Source organism: Domibacillus antri (assembly GCF_001936625.1).
In the GTDB taxonomy this organism is placed as follows: Bacteria; Bacillota; Bacilli; order Bacillales; family Domibacillaceae; genus Domibacillus; species Domibacillus antri.
Genome location: NZ_MSDU01000014.1, coordinates 75,545 through 93,350 on the forward strand (window position 1 = coordinate 75,545; position 17,806 = coordinate 93,350).

A 17,806-nucleotide genomic window follows, 5' to 3' on the forward strand; every position below is an offset into this window, starting at 1 on the left:
CCTCGTTTATTATCTCATAAATGTTTCTATTTTTCTTCATTCATTTGACAATAATTTTGTATATTCAGCCGCCTTTACGGCATCCACTTGTTCCAGAACAGCCGCCTGTTTTTCAACACTTAACTGCTTTAAAATGTTTACGGCTTCCGCATCTGTTAAGTTAATCACGATGCCCGCGATGCTTTTTTCATCCATCGTTTCATACGTTTTAATGACATTGCTTGTTTGCTGCGTTTCTTTTTCTTTTACAGTCTGCTGCTGCTGTTGCTGAAGCTGTTTGTATTCCGCATTCAGGCGATCCTGTTCTGTTAAAAGCTGTTCAATTTTCTTTTCAGAATCAGTTAATTTCCCCTGCAGACTATCTATCTCTGCTTCTTTGTTTTTTATTTCAGCCTGTAATTCAACAACTTTTTCACTATCTGATTTCCCGTCCTGACCTGATCCCGTATCCACCCACTCCGATACATACGGAATATTTGCCGCCACTTCTTTTGTTTTTTCAAATACATTTACACCGGCGATCGTCATGACAATAAGGGCGATGGTCAGTGCGAATAACAGCGGAATAAAGACGACAAAAACAATCCATTGAAAAGTGCTGTGCCCTTTCTTTTCTTCCACTTCAACCGGCGCTGCTTTTTTTTTCTTTCTGGCCATGTATCCTTCACCTAATCTTTCGGTTCATAAACTGAATGGAAGACAGTTCATCCATCCGCTTCGCTTCTTCATCATTTTCCCATTTTTGATAAAGTGCTAAGTCTTTTGTACGGATTTTCCCGTACTTCTTCACTTCTATATTTTTCTCTTTCAGCTGCTGTTCACACCATTGCATTCGGCCGCGCGCTGTTATGACGATTTGCTGCTGCTGGTCAATAATCTTTTCAAGGTTGCCGATAAATTGCTGATAATGCTGAATGTCGAGAACAGAAAAACCGGTTTTCATTTTTTGTTCCTGTACATCAATGAGGTCTTCTTTTTTCTTCAACAAGTCATACAGCTTTTCCGCTTCTTTTTCAAACTGCCCGACCGCTTCCCGGAACGTATTCTCTGACTCATCTTTTTCCCGCTCCCGCAGCTGCATAATTTTATCAAATTTATATTGATAGCCCATTTGTCAATCAATCCCCTTTGTTTGCCAGTTGAACAAGTCCATGCGCTGTCTCTTCTAATGTTGACTTTTCATCTGTCCGCTGTTTTAAGAAAGATAGAATCGGCTGATAATTTTGAATCGCCCGGTCAATCTCAGGTGAAGAACCTTTTTTATATGCCCCAATATTAATCAAGTCTTCCGAGTTTAAATACGTATTTAATGAATCGCGGACTGCAACTGCCGAGTCATAATGCAGTCGGTCAACGATATGCGGCATAAGCCGGCTGACGCTTTTCAAAACGTTAATGGCCGGATACTGCCCTTTATTCGCCAGTTCCCGGTCGAGCACAATGTGGCCGTCTAAAATCCCCCGCACTGCATCAGCAATCGGCTCATTCATGTCGTCTCCATCCACAAGCACGGTGTAAAAAGCGGTAATCGTTCCATTTGCATTTGTCCCTGTCCGCTCCAACAGTTTCGGCATAATGGCAAAAACAGACGGCGTGTAGCCTTTTGTCGCCGGCGGTTCTCCAACGGCAAGACCAATTTCACGCTGCGCCATCGCAACACGTGTTACGGAATCCATCATGAGCATGACGTTTAACCCTTTGTCGCGGAAGTATTCCGCAACCGCCGTTGCTGTAAAAGCGCCTTTTATTCGCATCAAAGCCGGCTGATCAGATGTTGCGGCGACGACAATGGACTTTTTCATTCCTTCCGGGCCGAGATCACGCTCAATGAATTCCCTTACTTCACGGCCGCGCTCTCCAATCAGTGCAATGACATTCAAATCAGCATTCGTGTTGCGGGCAATCATGCCGAGAAGTGTGCTTTTCCCGACACCGCTCCCTGCAAAGATACCTACGCGCTGGCCTTTACCGACAGTGAGCATGCCGTCGATAGCACGGACGCCGACTTCAAGTTTTTCTTCAATTGGCGGTCTCGTAAGCGGATTGGGCGGAGCGGCTTCTGTTTCAATCAATGTCAATGTCCTCGGCAAAACCGTTTCATCAAAAGGCTCGCCCAGCGGATCGATAATTTTCCCGATCAGCGCGGGACCCGCTTTTACTTGCAGCGGATGCCCTAATGTCTCGACGAGGCTGCCCGGCGAAATTTCGTTCATATTTGTATAAGGCATTAATATAATCATTTCGTCTTTAAAGCCTGTCACTTCTGCCATAATGGTCTTTTTTCCATCTTTTGATCGAATCAAACAAATATCCCCGACTGAGCTTTCCGGTCCTTGTGATTCGATCATAAGGCCGACTACTCGTTTTACCCGACCGTATCGCTTAAATGAGTCAAGTGTTGGAATGATGGATCGCAAATCGCGTGCTTTCATCGATTATTCTCTCTCCAGTATGTCAATCAAAGTTTTTCGAAGCTGCTGCAGCTGTGTATCAATGCTCGCATCGATACGTCCGCTTGCTGTTTCAACAAAGCAGGCATTTTCTGCTGCTTCTTCGTTCGGGAAAATGTAGCAATTCACATCACCTGGAAACAGTGCTTCAATCTCGTCTTTTTGCGAAACCACAAAGGCATAGCGTGCCGGATGAACGTGAATTTGCACTTCTTTTTGTTCTCTTACTTCTTTAATGACCGACTTAACGATGCCCATAAATAATTCATCATTGTCATCCAATGCTGTCCTCAGAATTTTTTCCGAGCAGGTAAGAGCGAGAGTGAGAATCGTTTGTTCAGAGCGCTCTACATTTTTCTCGTACTCAATTTTGGATGATGCAACCACATATTTTGCTTCATCAATCAAAGCACTCATTTCCCTGTATCCTGCTTCACGCCCTTCAACCGCACCTTGCTCAAAAGCGGTTTGATAAGCTTCCATTTGTATTTTCTCTTTTTCTTGTTCCCAATCGGCCTGCCACGCAGCTGCTTCATCCATAAGGCGCTTTTTTTCAAGATGCGCCTGTTCAATTATGGTTTGAGCCTGACCCGTCGCTTCCTGAATAACAGCAGAACGTTCCTGTTCAAAGTCATATGTCTTATCTTCTTCTTCTAATTCCGGCGCGGAAAAAAATGGCTTAATACTAATAATTCGTTTTGGTTTTTCATCCCAGCCCGTATTGTCCGTCCGAATGAGTTTAGACAATAATATCATCTCCTCCGCCGCGGGCAATGATAATTTCACCCGTCTCTTCAAGTCGGCGAATGGTTGCGACGATACGCGACTGTGCTTCTTCTACATCACGCAGGCGAACGGGTCCCATATATTCCATTTCTTCTTTAAACGTTTCAACCATACGCTGCGACATGTTGCGGAAAACGACAGATTTCACTTCGTCGCTGGACACTTTTAATGACAAAAGCAAGTCCTCATTTTCACAATCACGAATGACGCGCTGAATCGAACGATTATCAAGCGTAACAATATCCTCGAAGACAAACATCCGCTTTTTAATTTCTTCCGCCAGTTCCGGATCTTGAATTTCAAGCGCATCGAGAATCGTTTTCTCCGTTGCCCTGTCGACGCCATTGAGCACTTCCACGACAGCTTCCACTCCGCCTGTCTGCGTGTAATCCTGCGTCACGGTCGAGCTTAATTTCCGCTCTAAAATGGCTTCTACTTCGTTAATAATCTCCGGTGATGTGCTGTCCATAATCGCAATCCGCTTCGCAATATCCGCCTGCACTTCCTGCGGGAGCTCAGACAAAATCTGGCCGGCCTGCTGCGGGTCCAAATATGACAAAATCAATGAAATCGTCTGCGGATGTTCATTTTGAATAAAGTTTAAAATCTGGCCGGCATCGGCTCTGCGAGCGAAGTCAAATGGTCTTACCTGCAATGATGAGGTCAGCCTATTAATAATATTTTGCGCCTGATCTGACCCGAGCGCTTTTTCAAGAACCGTTTTTGCATAGCCGATCCCGCCTTGGGAAATGTAGTCCTGCGCAAGAGCGATGTTATGAAACTCTTCAAAAACTTCCTCTTTTACCTCTGTATCTACTTTTTTGACACCGGATATTTCAAGCGTCAGTTTCTCTATCTCTTCTTCCGATAAATGTTTGTATACTGAAGCCGAATAGTCCGGCCCGAGGGAAATAAGCAGGATGGCGGCTTTTTGTTTCCCGGTTAGTTTTTTCTCGCGTGCAGCCATTTGTGATCCTCCTATTCCTCAGACAGCCATGTACGCAGCAGTTTTGCAAATTCTTCCGGCTTTTCTTTTGCCATTTTTTCGAGCTGTTTACGACGTGCACTGCCTTCTGTTTCTGTTAAAATATCTTCTATTTCTTCGACTAGCTCTTCTTCATAGTCTTCCTCTTCTTCCTCACGTCGTCTTCGAATCATGAAGAAAACGAGAACTGCAATGATCAGGAGAAGAACGCCGCCGATAACGTATACCCACCAAGGGATAACAGGACCTGTGTTTTCTTCAAAAGTTATTTTTCCATTAAGCGGCTGAACAGAAATAGCGATCTTTTCTCCCAGCGCTTGATCAGTCAAATCCGTATTATAGCTTTCATCAATGGAAGTCCGCACAATTGTACCCAGCATTTGCTGAATGTCTTCTACACTTTGATCAGGCATTGAATTAGGATCGTCTGCCGTTGGCGGTTCGACCATTACTTGAATGCCCAGATCGCGAATTTTATACGGACTCTCCGTAATTTCACGTCGTATGCGGTTCACTTCGTTGTTAATTGTTTCTTCGTTTCGTTCATAATCGCCCGTACCCGTTGCGCCTTCGAGATAAGTTGTTGTGTCTGCCGGATCTTCAGCTTGCGGAATGCCTCCAGCACCAGCTGCATCGCCTGTATATGTTTCAGTAATGCGCTGAGCACTGATCTGAATGCCTTCCATATTTTCTTCATCAACAGGTTCAACTAGGTTTTCTTCCCGGTTTTCTTGGGTAAAGTCTACATCCGCTGTTACGGAAACAACCACTTTTTCCTGACCCATTAATGTACCAAGCATGCTTTGAACCTGACGTTGTATATCACGTTCAATTTGTTTTTTAACCGCCATTTGCTGCGTGTAAGCATCGCCTGCAAAAGATCCGCTGCTATTTTGCAAATCAAAATACTCAAAGTTTTGATTCATAATGACGATATTTTCTACAGGAAGGTTTGGAACACTTTTTGACACTAAGTGATAAAGAGATTTTATTTGTTTTTCATTAAATTGATAGCCAGGCTCTGTATTTAAAACGACAGAGGCCGAAGCCTGCTCCGCTTCTTCCGTTACAAAAATCTGCTCTTGAGGCAAATTAATCATGACATTGGCGTTTTTCACACCATCAATGTTTTGAATAAGGGACGCAAGCTCAGTCTGCATGGCATCAAGCTTCAGTACATTAAATTCATTATCCGTCATCCCAAAACCAGCATTTTGGCTAAAGAAACTGTAATCAATCGAGCCGGATTGCGGCAGTCCTTCCGCCGCAAGATCTACTTTGAGGGCATCGACAGATTCTTCAGGAACGAGAATGCCTGTACCGCCATCTGTGATTTCATAAGCAACGCCACGGCCATCCAAATTTTCTTTCACAGCCCCAATTTCTGAAGGTGAAAGCTCGCTGTATAAAGGGGCCATGGTTGTTCTTGTTGAAAAAAAGACAACAAGTGAAAGTGCGATGACAAAAAAAGCAAACACCCCGGCACCAAGCACTTTTTGTTTCTTTGAACGGCTGTTCCAATATTCTTTTATTTTAGCTAGCTGTTGTTTTATATTCTCGTTCATTCCTATCCCCCGGTTGCCTCATTGCCCTGCGAATGATTTAAATTTGCATGCGCATAATTTCTTGATATGCCTCAACGGCTTTATTCCGCACTTCCAATGTTAACTGCATCGTAATGCCTGATTTTTGAGCGGCCGCCATTACTTGATGAATATCGACATTTTCACCGTTGATCATTTTTGTTGTCAGCGCATTCGATTCAGCTTCGTTTTTCATCACATCATTGAGTGAATTTTTCAAAAAATCAGCAAACTTTTGCTGTCCTTCATACGGTGTGGCAGCTTTTTTTATGCCTCCAGTTTGAGCAAACGACGGGGAAACCGCGGATAATGATTCAATTGCCATTCATATTCTCTCCTTATTTTCCAATTTCAAGCGCTTTTGTCATCATCGCTTTGGAAGCGTTAAATACTGTTACATTCGCCTCATACGAGCGGGTCGCACTCATTAAATCAACCATTTCACGAAGAGGATCTACATTTGGCATGTTCACAAATCCATCTTCGTTTGCATCAGGATGCTCCGGATCATAAACTAATTTATTTGGCGTTTCAGTATCCTCAACAATTCTTGTGACCTTTACACCATTACCGGCTTTTTGCTGGTTTGCCGCCATACTTAAAAATGAAGCAAAAGAGCCACCTCTCGGCTGTAGAACAACAGATTTTCTTTGATATGGCTGCCATTCGCCATCCACCAGCTTTGCGCGAGTAGAATCGACATTTGCCATATTAGAGGAAATCACATCCATGCGCAAACGCTGGGCGGTCAAAGCGGAAGCAGTAATATTCATTCCATTAAACATGTTTATCTGCCTCCTTTAATCACATTCGTTAACGATGAAAACTTCGAGCTAAGACGATCTGCCAACGCATTGTAATAAAGTTGATTCGTTGCAAGATCTGACATTTCTTTATCAATGTCCACACTATTTCCGTTTTCATTATAAGACATATTTCTTTTTATAAGAATATTTTTATTTTGTGGATCATCAAACTGAAAATGCCGTATATCTGTCCGATTCGCCTGCAAAGCGCTAACGGCATCTGAAAAAACGTTTTTAAAGCTCGCTTCTTGTGATTTATAATTCGGTGTATCAGCGTTCGCAATATTGTTGGCAATCGTTTTTTGCTGAAGAGCAGCGTAATCCAAGCCTCGCTCCAGAGAGGTAATAGAGTCTGAAAATAGCTTCAATATTAATCACTCCATCTATAAAAGTTCCACTGTTAAATCAACCATTCTCTAAGAAATATAACATAAAAGTTATTTTTCGACACGATACTTTACAAAATTAACATTAATTTTTAAAAAACCCTCATTTTTCTCATGTTTTGTCATATATTTGTTTATTTTCTTATTATACATATACTCCCATCATATCTCAAAATATTTTTCAACAAAAAAACCGGAAGAACAAAACGTTCTTCCGGTGTACTTCTGCCTGTTAATTTGATTTCAATTTTTCCAATTCCATCAAAAATTTATCATTTAACACTTTAATATACGTTCCTTTCATCCCAAGGGAACGGGACTCGATCACGCCTGCGCTTTCCAGCTTGCGAAGTGCATTCACGATAACAGAGCGTGTAATCCCTACACGGTCTGCGATTTTGGACGCAACGAGCAGTCCTTCCTTGCCGTCAAGCTCTTCAAAAATATGTTCAATGGCTTCAAGTTCGCTGTAAGAAAGTGAGCTGATCGCCATTTGAACAACGGCTTTACTGCGCGCTTCTTCCTGCATTTCCTCCGCTTTTTCACGAAGAATTTCCATACCGACAACCGTTGCGCCATATTCCGCCAAAATAAGATCGTCATCGTGGAATTGTTCTTCCAAACGGGCAAGGACAAGTGTTCCGAGCCGCTCCCCCGCACCAACGATTGGTACAATGGTCGTTAAACCATTTTGAAATAATTCTTTGTTTTCAACAGGGAATGCTGTGTATTCACTGTTTACATCAAGGTTTGAGGATGTTTCAGTCAAATTGAATAAATTTTTTGTATACTGCTCCGGGAACTGGCGTTCAACGAGCATTTGTTTCATCCGGTCATTTTCAATCTGCTGGTTGACGCCAAATCCAAGCAGCTTGCCGCGTCGGCTGAGAACAAAAATGTTCGCTTCAATTACTTCTGAGAGCGATTCAGCCATTTCTTTAAAATTGACCGTTTTACCTGCCGCATTTTGCAGCATTTTGTTTATTTTTCTAGTTTTATCTAAAAGATTCATTTCATTTTTCCTCCGTGTACTTATAAAATAAATTCGCTTAAATCTTTATTTTGTGAAATAGCGGACAGCTTGCCGTCTACGTATTGTGGTGTAATCGTAATTTGTTCAAGTGTGATATCCGGCGCTTCAAATGATAAGTCTTCCAGTAATTTTTCCATAATTGTATGAAGGCGGCGTGCACCTATATTATCCGTCTCTCCATTGACATGAAAGGCGATCTCCGCTATGCGGCGAACCGCTTCATCTGTAAATTCAACACGGATGCCTTCTGTTGCCAGCAGCGCTTGATATTGTTTAATGAGTGCATTGTCCGGTTCAACTAAAATGCGGACAAAGTCTTCTGTTGATAACTTTTCAAGCTCCACACGAATCGGGAACCTGCCTTGCAGCTCCGGAATTAAGTCAGAAGGTTTAGACATATGAAATGCGCCGGCCGCAATAAATAAAATATAATCCGTCTTTACGGCTCCATATTTTGTAACAATCGTCGAGCCTTCAACAATCGGCAAAATATCGCGCTGTACGCCTTCCCGGGATACATTGGCACCGGACTGCGCACCTCCGTTTACAGCAATTTTATCGACTTCATCAATAAAAATGATGCCGGTTTGTTCCGCGCGTCTGATTGCTTCCTGCGTTACTTCATCCATATCAATCAATTTTTGCGCTTCTTCCTGCTCCAATACTTTCCGCGCATCTTTTACCGCGAGCTTTTTCTTCTTTTTCTTCTTCGGCATTAATCCGCCCAGCGCATCCTGCATGTTCATGCCCATTTGTTCCATTCCGGACCCTTGAAACAAGTCAAACATCGATGGCGGCTGTTCTTCCACTTCAACGGTAATCACTTCATTTTCAAGTTCACCTGCCGCCAGCTTTTCCGCAGCGACCCGCCTTTTTTCTTGAATCGACATGTCCTCAGGCAATTCATCTTGCTCCGTCTGCTGCTCTGCACTACCTCCGAACAGCATTTCAAATGGGTTTTTAACCCCGGATGCTTTTTTGCGCGACGGCACAAGCAGTTCCACAAGACGGCGGTTTGCCGCGGCTTTTGCCGGCTCAAGCACCGCCTGCATTTTTTCTTCTTTTACTAAGCGGATAGCTGTTTCAGCCAGGTCGCGCACCATTGACTCCACATCACGGCCGACATAACCGACCTCGGTAAATTTTGTTGCCTCCACTTTAATAAACGGCGCGCCGGCCAGCTTTGCCATACGTCTTGCAATTTCCGTTTTCCCGACGCCAGTTGGACCGATCATCAGCATGTTTTTTGGAATAACCTCGTCGCGGATGACGTCATCGAGCAGGCTTCTGCGGTATCGGTTACGCAGTGCAACGGCAACTGCTTTCTTTGCTTCTTTCTGGCCGACAATATATTGATCAAGACGCTCAACAATTTGGCGCGGCGTCATTTCCATTGCGTTACTTGTCATCATTCCACTCCTCACTGCAGTTCTTCTACAACAATGTTATGGTTTGTGTATACGCATATATCCGCCGCTGTCTTCAACGATGCTTCAGCGATTTCGAATGCGGACAAATGAGGCGCATACTGCTTTAACGCTCTTCCTGCTGATAAAGCATAATTACCGCCTGAGCCGATCGCTAAAATCCCATCATCCGGTTCTATGACTTCACCGGTACCGGAAATAAGCAGCAAATGCTGTTTATCCATCACGATAAGCATAGCCTCCAAACGGCGAAGCATTTTATCCGATCGCCATTCTTTTGCAAGTTCAACCGCTGCCCTTTGCAAATTTCCGCTGTATTCCTGCAGTCTCTTTTCAAAGAGTTCAAACAATGTGAACGCGTCGGCAACCGATCCGGCAAAGCCGGCGATCACTTTTCCGTTAAAAAGCCGTCTTACTTTTTTCGCTGTATGTTTCATGACAACGGCATTGCCGAATGTCACCTGACCGTCTCCTGACATGGCGGATGAACCATTATGCTTCACAGCAAAAATGGTTGTAGCATGAAATTGTTCCATTGATTTCTCTCCTTTATGCCCGCGGATGGTGTTTCATATACGTTTTTTGTAAATGTTCTTTCGTGACATGCGTATACATTTGCGTCGATGACAAACTCGTATGTCCAAGCAGTTCCTGAACCGTCCGCATGTCCGCTCCATTGTTTAATAAATGGGTGGCAAATGTATGGCGCAGCATATGCGGATGAATCTTACCCGATAAGGATGCTTTTTCAATCAATTCCGTTAAAATGTGACGAACCCCCCGTACAGTTAAAGGACCTCCTCGGTAATTTACAAACAACATGGAATGATTGGCGTTTTTCATTAATGTTGGACGACTCAACTCTACATAGCTTTGCACGGCTTCAGCCGCAAAGCTCCCGAATGGAACATAACGTTCTTTTCCGCCTTTTCCGCGCACGAGAATGATACCGAGATCGATGTCTATATCCGTGAGTGTAAGTCCCGTGCACTCACTTACACGAATGCCGGTTCCATACATAAGTTCAAGCAATGCTTTATTTCGAATAGACAGAGCATCCGTTTCCTGAACGGTTTCAAACAATTCCCTCATCTCTTCTTCATAAAAAAAAGAAGGGAGTTTTTTCGTTCCTTTCGGCCGGTGCACGATTAAAAAAGGATTTTCCATCACAATCTCTTCCCTCATTAAAAAGCGGTAAAAACCCCGGAGCGCTGAAATTTTTCGCGAAACAGAGGCGCGGGCCATTTTTTGTGCATGAAGCCCGGTTAAGTAAAGGCGGGCATCTTGATGGGTAACATCCTCAACTTTTTTAATATGCTGTTCATTCATAAACATAAAAAATTGCTCCAGGTCATCACGATAATTTTTGATCGTGTGTACAGAGCTGTTTTTTTCTATCTGCAAATAAGCAAAATAAGAATGTGTATAATTATTGAAAAGTTTTGACATTTTACCACCTCAGAAAGGGCTACTAAATGATAACACATGCCAGCAGCCCTTGCAAGAAAGTTTACAAACTTTTCGAAAAAGTTTGAATTGTTTCTAAAGCACGTTCAGCGAGCGCTTCATACCGCTCTTTTTTACTCTTTATTTTCACCGGAAGAGCAGGGAATAAACCAAAATTCGCATTCATTGGCTGAAAATTATCCGCCGCTGCATGTGTAATGTAGTGAGCCATTCCGCCGATCGCTGTTTCCGCCGGTGCCGTCACCGGTTCTTGGCCCATTGCAAGACGCGCCGCATTAATACCCGCCATCAAGCCGCTTGCCGCTGACTCGACATAACCTTCTACACCCGTCATTTGTCCGGCGAAAAACAAATCAGGCCGGTCTTTCAATTGATAGGTTGGCAGCAATGCCTTCGGAGAATTAATAAAGGTATTGCGGTGCATAACGCCGTAACGGACAATTTCTGCATTCTCAAGCCCCGGAATCAGCTGCAAGACTTCCTTTTGAGGACCCCATTTTAAATGTGTCTGAAATCCGACAATGTTATAAAGGGTGCCCGCTGCATTATCTTGCCGAAGCTGGACAACCGCATATGGGCGCTTGCCTGTACGTGGATCTTCAAGACCAACCGGTTTCATCGGACCAAACAGCATTGTTTTTTTTCCGCGGCTCGCCATCACTTCAATCGGCATGCAGCCCTCAAAGAAGATCTCTTTCTCAAACTCTTTTAACGGCACCGTTTCAGCAGCGATCAGCGCTTCATAAAAACGGTTAAACTCCTCTTCATTCATCGGACAGTTTAAATACGCTGCCTCCCCTTTATCGTATCTTGATTTCAAATACACGATATCCATATTGATGCTGTCTTTTTCAATAATTGGGGCAGCCGCATCATAAAAATACAGGTAGTCTTCACCTGTTAATGCCTGAATTTTTTCCGCTAATCCTTTCGTTGTCAGCGGACCTGTGGCAATGACCGTGATGCCTTCAGGAATATCTGTCACTTCTTCATTTATAACAGTTACGTTCGGATGGTTTTTCACCCGTTCTGTTACGTGTCCGGCAAATTCATGACGGTCCACCGCCAGCGCACCGCCAGCCGGAACAGCACACGCATCAGCCGAGCTGATAATAACTGAATTCAGCCGGCGCATTTCTTCTTTTAATACGCCGACAGCATTCGTTAAACCGTTTGCCCGGAGTGAATTGCTGCATACGAGCTCCGCAAATTGATCTGTATGGTGAGCCGGTGTTTGTTTAACCGGCCGCATTTCATATAAGTGAACGTGCAGGCCGCGCTCTGCAATTTGAAAAGCGGCTTCACTTCCCGCAAGGCCGGCGCCGATCACATTAATCTTTTGAGTCATTGTTTGTTTCCTCCTGCCAGTAAAGGTACGTACCTGTATATCCCTTTAGCATTGTACACTACCTGTATTCAGAAAAAAAGAAAAATGTTTTTCTAAAATAAAAGAACTGCCTGAATCATGGTCGATCCAGACAGTTCCCTATGTCTTTATGACTGCGGCTGTTCTTTATAATCACATTCCGTACATTGAATCTGCACGCCTTTTTTCAATTTTTTCTCGACGAGCAGCTTGCTGCATTTTGGACAGGATCTCTCAATCGGTTTATCCCATGATAAGAAATCACATTCAGGAAACCGGTCGCACCCGAAAAAAATGCGGCGCTTTTTACTTTTTCTTTCTATTATATTACCTTCTGAACATTTCGGACATTTCACTCCGATTTCTTTGACGATCGCTTTCGTATTTCGACATTCCGGGAAGTTGCTACATGCCATAAACTTTCCGTATCGGCCCATTTTAAACACCATTTCATGGCCGCAGTTTTCGCAGTCTTCACCGGCCGGCTCGTCTTTAATTTCAACTTGTTCCATTTCTTTTTCGGCTTTTTCAAGGTGGCCTTCAAAGCTTTTGTAAAATTCATCGATGACCGCAACCCATTCTTTCACGCCTTCTTCCACGCTGTCAAGATCCCGTTCCATCTTTACAGTGAACTCGACATCGATAATGTCAGAGAAAAATTCGACCATTAACTCGTGCACAATGCTGCCTAGTTCAGTCGGGACAAAACGCTTATTATCAAGTGCCACATATCCGCGTTTTTGAATCGTATCAAGCGTCGGTGCGTATGTGGACGGACGACCAATACCGAGTTCCTCCAGCGTTTTGACGAGACGCGCTTCTGTGTAGCGGGGCGGCGGCTGAGTAAAATGCTGTTTCGGATCAATCTCACCCGATTTTACACTGTCTCCTTCTTCAAGATTCGGAAGGAAGTTTTCTTTCTCTTCTTTCGCATCGTCCGAGCCTTCCACATAGACTTTCATAAAGCCTTGAAATTTTACTTTTGAACCGGTTGCCCTGAACATGACGTCTCCGTTAACAATATCGGCACTTACAGTATCCATAACCGCTGCCGCCATTTGACTGGCCACAAACCGTTCCCATATCAGTTTGTATAGACGGAGCTGATCCCGTGATAAAAATTCTTTCAGCGAGGACGGCTCCCGAAGCGTACTTGTCGGTCTGATCGCTTCATGCGCGTCCTGAGCATTCGTTTTTTTCGGTTCCTTTTTCTGTCCCTGCTCTTTTGCGTATTCTTTTCCGTATTGCGAGATAATGTACTCCTGGCTTTCCGTTTGTGCCACTTCCGATACGCGTGTTGAATCCGTTCTCATATACGTAATTAATCCGACTGTTCCTTCCTTGCCAAGATCAATTCCTTCATATAACTGCTGCGCAAGCATCATCGTTTTTTTCGCCCGGAAATTTAACTTACGTGCGGCTTCCTGCTGTAGGGAAGAAGTTGTGAAAGGAGCAGCTGGATTACGCCGGCGTTCTTTTTTTGTGACAGAGTCGATCATAAAATCGCTGCCTTTAATAGCAGACAGAACCTGTTTCACATCTTCTTCAGATGTAAGCTTCGTTTTTTTGCCGTTCATTCCATAAAAGGATGCCTGGAATGAATCTTTCCCTTTTGTAAATTCTGCTTCAATGGTCCAGTATTCTTCCGGGATAAAGGCTTTAATTTCATTTTCACGATCAATGATCAGCCGCAGCGCGACAGACTGAACGCGGCCGGCACTCAAGCCCTTTTTCACTTTTTTCCATAGAAGCGGGCTGATGTTATAGCCTACAAGCCTGTCTAAAATACGACGTGCCTGCTGCGCATCAACAAGGTCCATATTAATCGGCCGCGGATGCTTAAATGATTCTTTAATGGCATCTTTCGTAATTTCATTGAACACAACCCGGCAGTCTGACGACGTATCAATGTTAAGTGAGTGCGCCAGATGCCAAGCGATGGCTTCCCCTTCACGATCCGGGTCAGCTGCGAGATAGATTTTTTTTGCTTTTTTAGCGGCTGCTTTTAATTCTTTTAACACGGGGCCTTTCCCGCGAATTGTAATGTATTTTGGATCGTAGCTGTTTTTCACATCGACACCCATCTGGCTTTTCGGCAGATCGCGAACATGTCCCATGGATGCCCGAACTTTGTATTTCTTCCCGAGATAGCGCTCAATTGTTTTCGCTTTCGCCGGGGATTCCACTATAACTAAATAATCCGACATAAGATAAAACCTCCCCCGAGAGGTGAAATGAATAATTAGACATATTATTATGCGTACTGCCTCTGTTTGTCAATTGATTCTTGTGTACGCCATTCATTTTCAAGCTCTCTATGTTACAAAACAGGACATGTTTTGTAAAAATCATTCTGTTGCAAAATTTATATGATATTGGCAGGAATTGCAACTGTTTTTGCAAAAAGAGGGCATGAATTTTTTAAAATGGTTCGAATTCCATATAAATATCAGCAGCTTGATGCACCATTTTCGCACCATCAGCAATCAGTTCATGTACTCCTTCCGAGAGCGGATGCGTGATTGGACCGGGTACGGCAAACACCTCTATGCCCTGTTCAAGGGCAAAGGATGCCGTGATCAGCGATCCGCTTTTTTTAGCGGCCTGCACAACCAGTACACCTTTTTACAATCCGCTGACAATTCGATTCCTTGCCGGGAACTGCCACTTTTCCGGCTTTGTGGACGGGGGATATTCAGATAACATGAGTCCGCAGTTTACAATTTGATTGGCAAGACGGATATTTTCCCTCGGATAAAAATGATAAAAACCGCCTGCAATGACAGCGATCGTATTTCCTTTTGACTGCAGTGTCTGCTCGTGTGCAAACGCATCAATCCCTTTTGCGAGGCCGCTGACAATCGTGATGTTTTTTTCAACGAGCGGCGGAATAAGCCGTTTAAGAACCTCTCTGCCGTATTGATCCCCGTGGCGGGAGCCGACAATCGCCAGTTTTTGTCCGTTTAATAAATCGATATTTCCTTTAGCAAATAATGCCCATGGCGGCTGTGGCAGCATTTTTAATGATTCGGGGTAGCGCTGATCATAAATTGGAATTACGTGCGCGCCCGCGTTCATTAGGGAGGAAAGAATATGTTCAAAGGTGAGGGAATGAAGCTGTTGTAATATAGAGGCTGACTGCAGTTCGGTGCGCCCTGTTACACTGGAAAATTGAGAAGGGGTTAATTCTTTCAGGTGCATTAATTGCGGGTCATGTTTAAAGAGCCGGTAAATGTCTTTCCACCCCGTCCCTCTGCAAAAATGAAGCAAAATCAATTGTTTCGTTGTCTCGTCCACTCTTTGTCCCCCTTTTTGAAAAAGCAAAATGGGACGCCTGTCTTACACAGGCGCCCAATGCTGTCTTAGTGTGTTTTGCACTCTTCTAAAAGTCCTTTTTCTTCAAGAACTTTTATCAATGTTTCACCCATAACAGACGGTGTTTCAGCTACTTGAATGCCGCATTCATTCATCACACGGATCTTTTCATCAGCTGTTCCTTTACCGCCGGAAATGATCGCTCCCGCATGACCCATGCGTTTGCCTGGAGGTGCCGTGCGTCCGCCGATGAAGCCGACAACCGGTTTCGTCATGTTCGCTTTTACCCACTCGGCCGCTTCTTCTTCCGCAGTACCGCCGATTTCACCGATCATAATGACCGCTTTTGTTTCAGGATCTTCATTAAATGCTTTTAATACGTCGATGAAGTCTGTGCCATTTACCGGGTCTCCTCCGATACCAACAGCTGTAGACTGGCCAATTCCGGCTTGTGTTAACTGGTGAACCGCTTCATACGTTAATGTGCCTGAACGTGACACAACACCTACATGGCCTTTTGTATGAATGTAACCCGGCATGATTCCGATTTTGCACTCATCCGGTGTAATAACACCCGGACAGTTCGGTCCAACGAGGCGTGTTTTCTTACCTTGCATGTAGCGTTTTACTTTTACCATGTCAAGAACAGGAATGTGCTCTGTAATGCAGATCGCCAAATCCAGTTCCGCGTCAACCGCTTCCAAAATTGCATCCGCTGCAAATGGAGCCGGTACATAAATAACCGATGCGTTTGCGCCTGTTTCTTTCACCGCTTCTGCAAGCGTGTTAAATACCGGCACGCCTTCCACTTCTGTTCCGCCTTTTCCCGGTGTGACACCGCCGACGATTTTCGTGCCGTATTCGAGCATTTGCTTTGTATGGAAAAGGGCAGTCGAGCCCGTAATGCCTTGAACGATTACTTTCGTATCTTTGTTAATAAATACACTCATGCCTGTACCTGCCTTTCTATTGTCAACATCTTTATTATTTTACAAGACTAACGATTTTTTGCGCGCCATCAGCCATTGAATCCGCCGAAACAATGTCAAGACCTGATTGGTTCAGGATCTCTTTACCGGCGTCTACATTTGTACCTTCAAGACGGACAACAAGCGGTACAGACAGGCTGACCTGTTTCGCTGCTTCTACAACGCCAGTTGCGATAACGTCACATTTCATAATGCCGCCGAAAATGTTGACGAAAATCCCTTTCACGTTTTCATCAGAAAGGATGATCTTGAATGCTTCCGTTACTTTTTCTGCTGTCGCGCCGCCCCCAACATCAAGGAAGTTGGCAGGGTCACCGCCGTAATGTTTGATAATATCCATCGTTGCCATCGCAAGACCAGCGCCATTTACCATGCAGCCGATGTTGCCATCAAGCGCGATGTAGCTCAAGTCATATTTTGACGCTTCGATTTCTTTAGCGTCTTCTTCTTCAAGATCGCGGTACTCTAAAATATCTTTGTGGCGGTACAATGCATTTGAATCAAAGTTCAATTTTGCATCAAGCGCCATCACTTTGCCGTCACCTGTTACAACAAGCGGATTGATTTCTGCAATGGAGCAGTCTTTTTCCACGAATGCTGTATACAAGCTCATCATGAATTTAACAGCCTGTCCGACAAGCTCTTTTGGAATGTTGATGTTAAAGGCGATGCGGCGTGCTTGATACGCGCTAAGACCCGTAACCGGATCAATATACTCTTTAAAGATTTTTTCCGGTGTTGCTTCGGCCACTTCTTCAATTTCCGTTCCGCCTTCTTCCGATGCCATTAACACAACCTGAGACGTCGCACGGTCCAAAACGAGGCCGATATAGTATTCTTTCTTAATGTCGCATCCTTCTTCAATAAGAAGGCGCTTTACTTCTTTCCCGTCAGGACCTGTCTGATGTGTGACAAGAACTTTTCCGAGAATTTCTTCCGCATATGTACGCACTTCATCCAGATTTTTTGCGACTTTAACACCGCCTGCTTTTCCGCGGCCTCCCGCATGAATCTGTGCTTTGACAACGGTTACCGTTGTGCCAAGCTCTTTCGCCGCTTCAACTGCTTCTTCCACGGAAAAAGCGACTTTCCCATTTGGTACAGCAACGCCGTAACTTCTGAGAACTTCTTTACCCTGGTACTCATGAATATTCATCTTCCAGCCTCCTATCGATCTCAAAACATAGTAAACAAACAAAACAGACTGCGACTT

Annotated in this window: 17 protein-coding genes and 1 pseudogene; all 18 read right to left on the reverse strand. The window is 44.2% G+C overall.

Annotated elements, in window-relative coordinates; translation table 11 throughout:
- Nucleotides 1-36: 36 nt before the first annotated feature.
- Nucleotides 37-657: a MotE family protein gene (locus BTO30_RS07630; RefSeq protein WP_075398131.1), complete on the reverse strand. Its 621-nt coding sequence runs from the start codon at nt 655-657 to the stop codon at nt 37-39.
- Between the two features lie 7 nt (nt 658-664).
- Nucleotides 665-1,111, reverse strand: coding sequence for a flagellar export protein FliJ (gene fliJ, locus BTO30_RS07635; RefSeq protein WP_075398132.1), 447 nt, complete (start codon nt 1,109-1,111; stop codon nt 665-667).
- Between the two features lie 7 nt (nt 1,112-1,118).
- Nucleotides 1,119-2,432 carry a flagellar protein export ATPase FliI gene (fliI, locus tag BTO30_RS07640; protein WP_075398133.1) on the reverse strand — a complete coding sequence of 438 codons (1,314 nt, stop codon included), beginning with the start codon at nt 2,430-2,432 and terminating at the stop codon, nt 1,119-1,121.
- Nucleotides 2,433-2,435: 3 nt separating this feature from the next.
- Entirely contained in the window at nt 2,436-3,197 is a 762-nt protein-coding gene (fliH, locus tag BTO30_RS07645) for a flagellar assembly protein FliH (protein WP_158023575.1), read from the reverse strand.
- Entirely contained in the window at nt 3,190-4,203 is a 1,014-nt protein-coding gene (fliG, locus tag BTO30_RS07650; protein ID WP_075398135.1) for a flagellar motor switch protein FliG, read from the reverse strand. The genes fliH and fliG overlap by 8 nt, the downstream gene beginning before the upstream one ends.
- 11 nt (nt 4,204-4,214) lie before the next feature.
- The gene (gene fliF / locus BTO30_RS07655) at nt 4,215-5,786 is read right to left on the reverse strand and encodes a flagellar basal-body MS-ring/collar protein FliF (protein WP_075398136.1); all 1,572 of its coding nucleotides are present in this window, start codon (nt 5,784-5,786) and stop codon (nt 4,215-4,217) included.
- Nucleotides 5,787-5,823: 37 nt separating this feature from the next.
- Nucleotides 5,824-6,129, reverse strand: a complete 306-nt coding sequence (fliE, locus tag BTO30_RS07660; protein WP_075398137.1) for a flagellar hook-basal body complex protein FliE — start codon at nt 6,127-6,129, stop codon at nt 5,824-5,826.
- 13 nt (nt 6,130-6,142) lie between these two features.
- Nucleotides 6,143-6,595, reverse strand: a complete 453-nt coding sequence (flgC, locus tag BTO30_RS07665; RefSeq protein WP_075398138.1) for a flagellar basal body rod protein FlgC — start codon at nt 6,593-6,595, stop codon at nt 6,143-6,145.
- On the reverse strand, nt 6,592-6,978 hold the full coding sequence (gene flgB / locus BTO30_RS07670) for a flagellar basal body rod protein FlgB (RefSeq protein WP_075398139.1): 387 nt from the start codon (nt 6,976-6,978) through the stop codon (nt 6,592-6,594). The genes flgC and flgB overlap by 4 nt, the downstream gene beginning before the upstream one ends.
- A 250-nt stretch (nt 6,979-7,228) precedes the next feature.
- Nucleotides 7,229-8,008 carry a GTP-sensing pleiotropic transcriptional regulator CodY gene (gene codY / locus BTO30_RS07675; protein WP_075398140.1) on the reverse strand — a complete coding sequence of 260 codons (780 nt, stop codon included), beginning with the start codon at nt 8,006-8,008 and terminating at the stop codon, nt 7,229-7,231.
- Between the two features lie 20 nt (nt 8,009-8,028).
- Nucleotides 8,029-9,423, reverse strand: a complete 1,395-nt coding sequence (hslU, locus tag BTO30_RS07680) for an ATP-dependent protease ATPase subunit HslU (RefSeq protein WP_075398222.1) — start codon at nt 9,421-9,423, stop codon at nt 8,029-8,031.
- 26 nt (nt 9,424-9,449) lie between these two features.
- Nucleotides 9,450-9,992: an ATP-dependent protease subunit HslV gene (gene hslV / locus BTO30_RS07685; RefSeq protein ID WP_075398141.1), complete on the reverse strand. Its 543-nt coding sequence runs from the start codon at nt 9,990-9,992 to the stop codon at nt 9,450-9,452.
- Nucleotides 9,993-10,005: 13 nt separating this feature from the next.
- The gene (xerC, locus tag BTO30_RS07690) at nt 10,006-10,905 is read right to left on the reverse strand and encodes a tyrosine recombinase XerC (protein ID WP_075398142.1); all 900 of its coding nucleotides are present in this window, start codon (nt 10,903-10,905) and stop codon (nt 10,006-10,008) included.
- A gap of 61 nt (nt 10,906-10,966) precedes the next feature.
- On the reverse strand, nt 10,967-12,271 hold the full coding sequence (trmFO, locus tag BTO30_RS07695; protein ID WP_075398143.1) for an FADH(2)-oxidizing methylenetetrahydrofolate--tRNA-(uracil(54)-C(5))-methyltransferase TrmFO: 1,305 nt from the start codon (nt 12,269-12,271) through the stop codon (nt 10,967-10,969).
- 146 nt (nt 12,272-12,417) lie between these two features.
- A complete protein-coding gene (gene topA / locus BTO30_RS07700) occupies nt 12,418-14,496 on the reverse strand; it encodes a type I DNA topoisomerase (protein ID WP_075398144.1) in 2,079 nt (692 codons plus the stop codon).
- Between the two features lie 214 nt (nt 14,497-14,710).
- Nucleotides 14,711-15,490: pseudogene (dprA, locus tag BTO30_RS07705) on the reverse strand (DNA-processing protein DprA).
- 161 nt (nt 15,491-15,651) lie between these two features.
- Complete coding sequence (sucD, locus tag BTO30_RS07710) at nt 15,652-16,554, reverse strand: succinate--CoA ligase subunit alpha (RefSeq protein ID WP_075398145.1); 903 nt, start codon at nt 16,552-16,554, stop codon at nt 15,652-15,654.
- Nucleotides 16,555-16,588: 34 nt separating this feature from the next.
- On the reverse strand, nt 16,589-17,749 hold the full coding sequence (gene sucC, locus BTO30_RS07715; protein WP_075398146.1) for an ADP-forming succinate--CoA ligase subunit beta: 1,161 nt from the start codon (nt 17,747-17,749) through the stop codon (nt 16,589-16,591).
- Nucleotides 17,750-17,806 lie beyond the last annotated feature (57 nt).

Bases quoted from the DNA above. Each gene is read 5' to 3' on its own strand.
- fliE (WP_075398137.1), bottom strand. From the start codon at position 6,129: ATGGCAATTGAATCATTATCCGCGGTTTCCCCGTCGTTTGCTCAAACT.
- fliG (WP_075398135.1), bottom strand. From the start codon at position 4,203: ATGGCTGCACGCGAGAAAAAACTAACCGGGAAACAAAAAGCCGCCATC.
- fliJ (WP_075398132.1), bottom strand. From the start codon at position 1,111: ATGGGCTATCAATATAAATTTGATAAAATTATGCAGCTGCGGGAGCGG.
- topA (WP_075398144.1), bottom strand. From the start codon at position 14,496: ATGTCGGATTATTTAGTTATAGTGGAATCCCCGGCGAAAGCGAAAACA.
- sucC (WP_075398146.1), bottom strand. From the start codon at position 17,749: ATGAATATTCATGAGTACCAGGGTAAAGAAGTTCTCAGAAGTTACGGC.
- BTO30_RS07630 (WP_075398131.1), bottom strand. From the start codon at position 657: ATGGCCAGAAAGAAAAAAAAAGCAGCGCCGGTTGAAGTGGAAGAAAAG.
- codY (WP_075398140.1), bottom strand. From the start codon at position 8,008: ATGAATCTTTTAGATAAAACTAGAAAAATAAACAAAATGCTGCAAAAT.
- fliI (WP_075398133.1), bottom strand. From the start codon at position 2,432: ATGAAAGCACGCGATTTGCGATCCATCATTCCAACACTTGACTCATTT.
- hslU (WP_075398222.1), bottom strand. From the start codon at position 9,423: ATGGAAATGACGCCGCGCCAAATTGTTGAGCGTCTTGATCAATATATT.
- xerC (WP_075398142.1), bottom strand. From the start codon at position 10,905: ATGTCAAAACTTTTCAATAATTATACACATTCTTATTTTGCTTATTTG.
- fliF (WP_075398136.1), bottom strand. From the start codon at position 5,786: ATGAACGAGAATATAAAACAACAGCTAGCTAAAATAAAAGAATATTGG.
- hslV (WP_075398141.1), bottom strand. From the start codon at position 9,992: ATGGAACAATTTCATGCTACAACCATTTTTGCTGTGAAGCATAATGGT.
- trmFO (WP_075398143.1), bottom strand. From the start codon at position 12,271: ATGACTCAAAAGATTAATGTGATCGGCGCCGGCCTTGCGGGAAGTGAA.
- sucD (WP_075398145.1), bottom strand. From the start codon at position 16,554: ATGAGTGTATTTATTAACAAAGATACGAAAGTAATCGTTCAAGGCATT.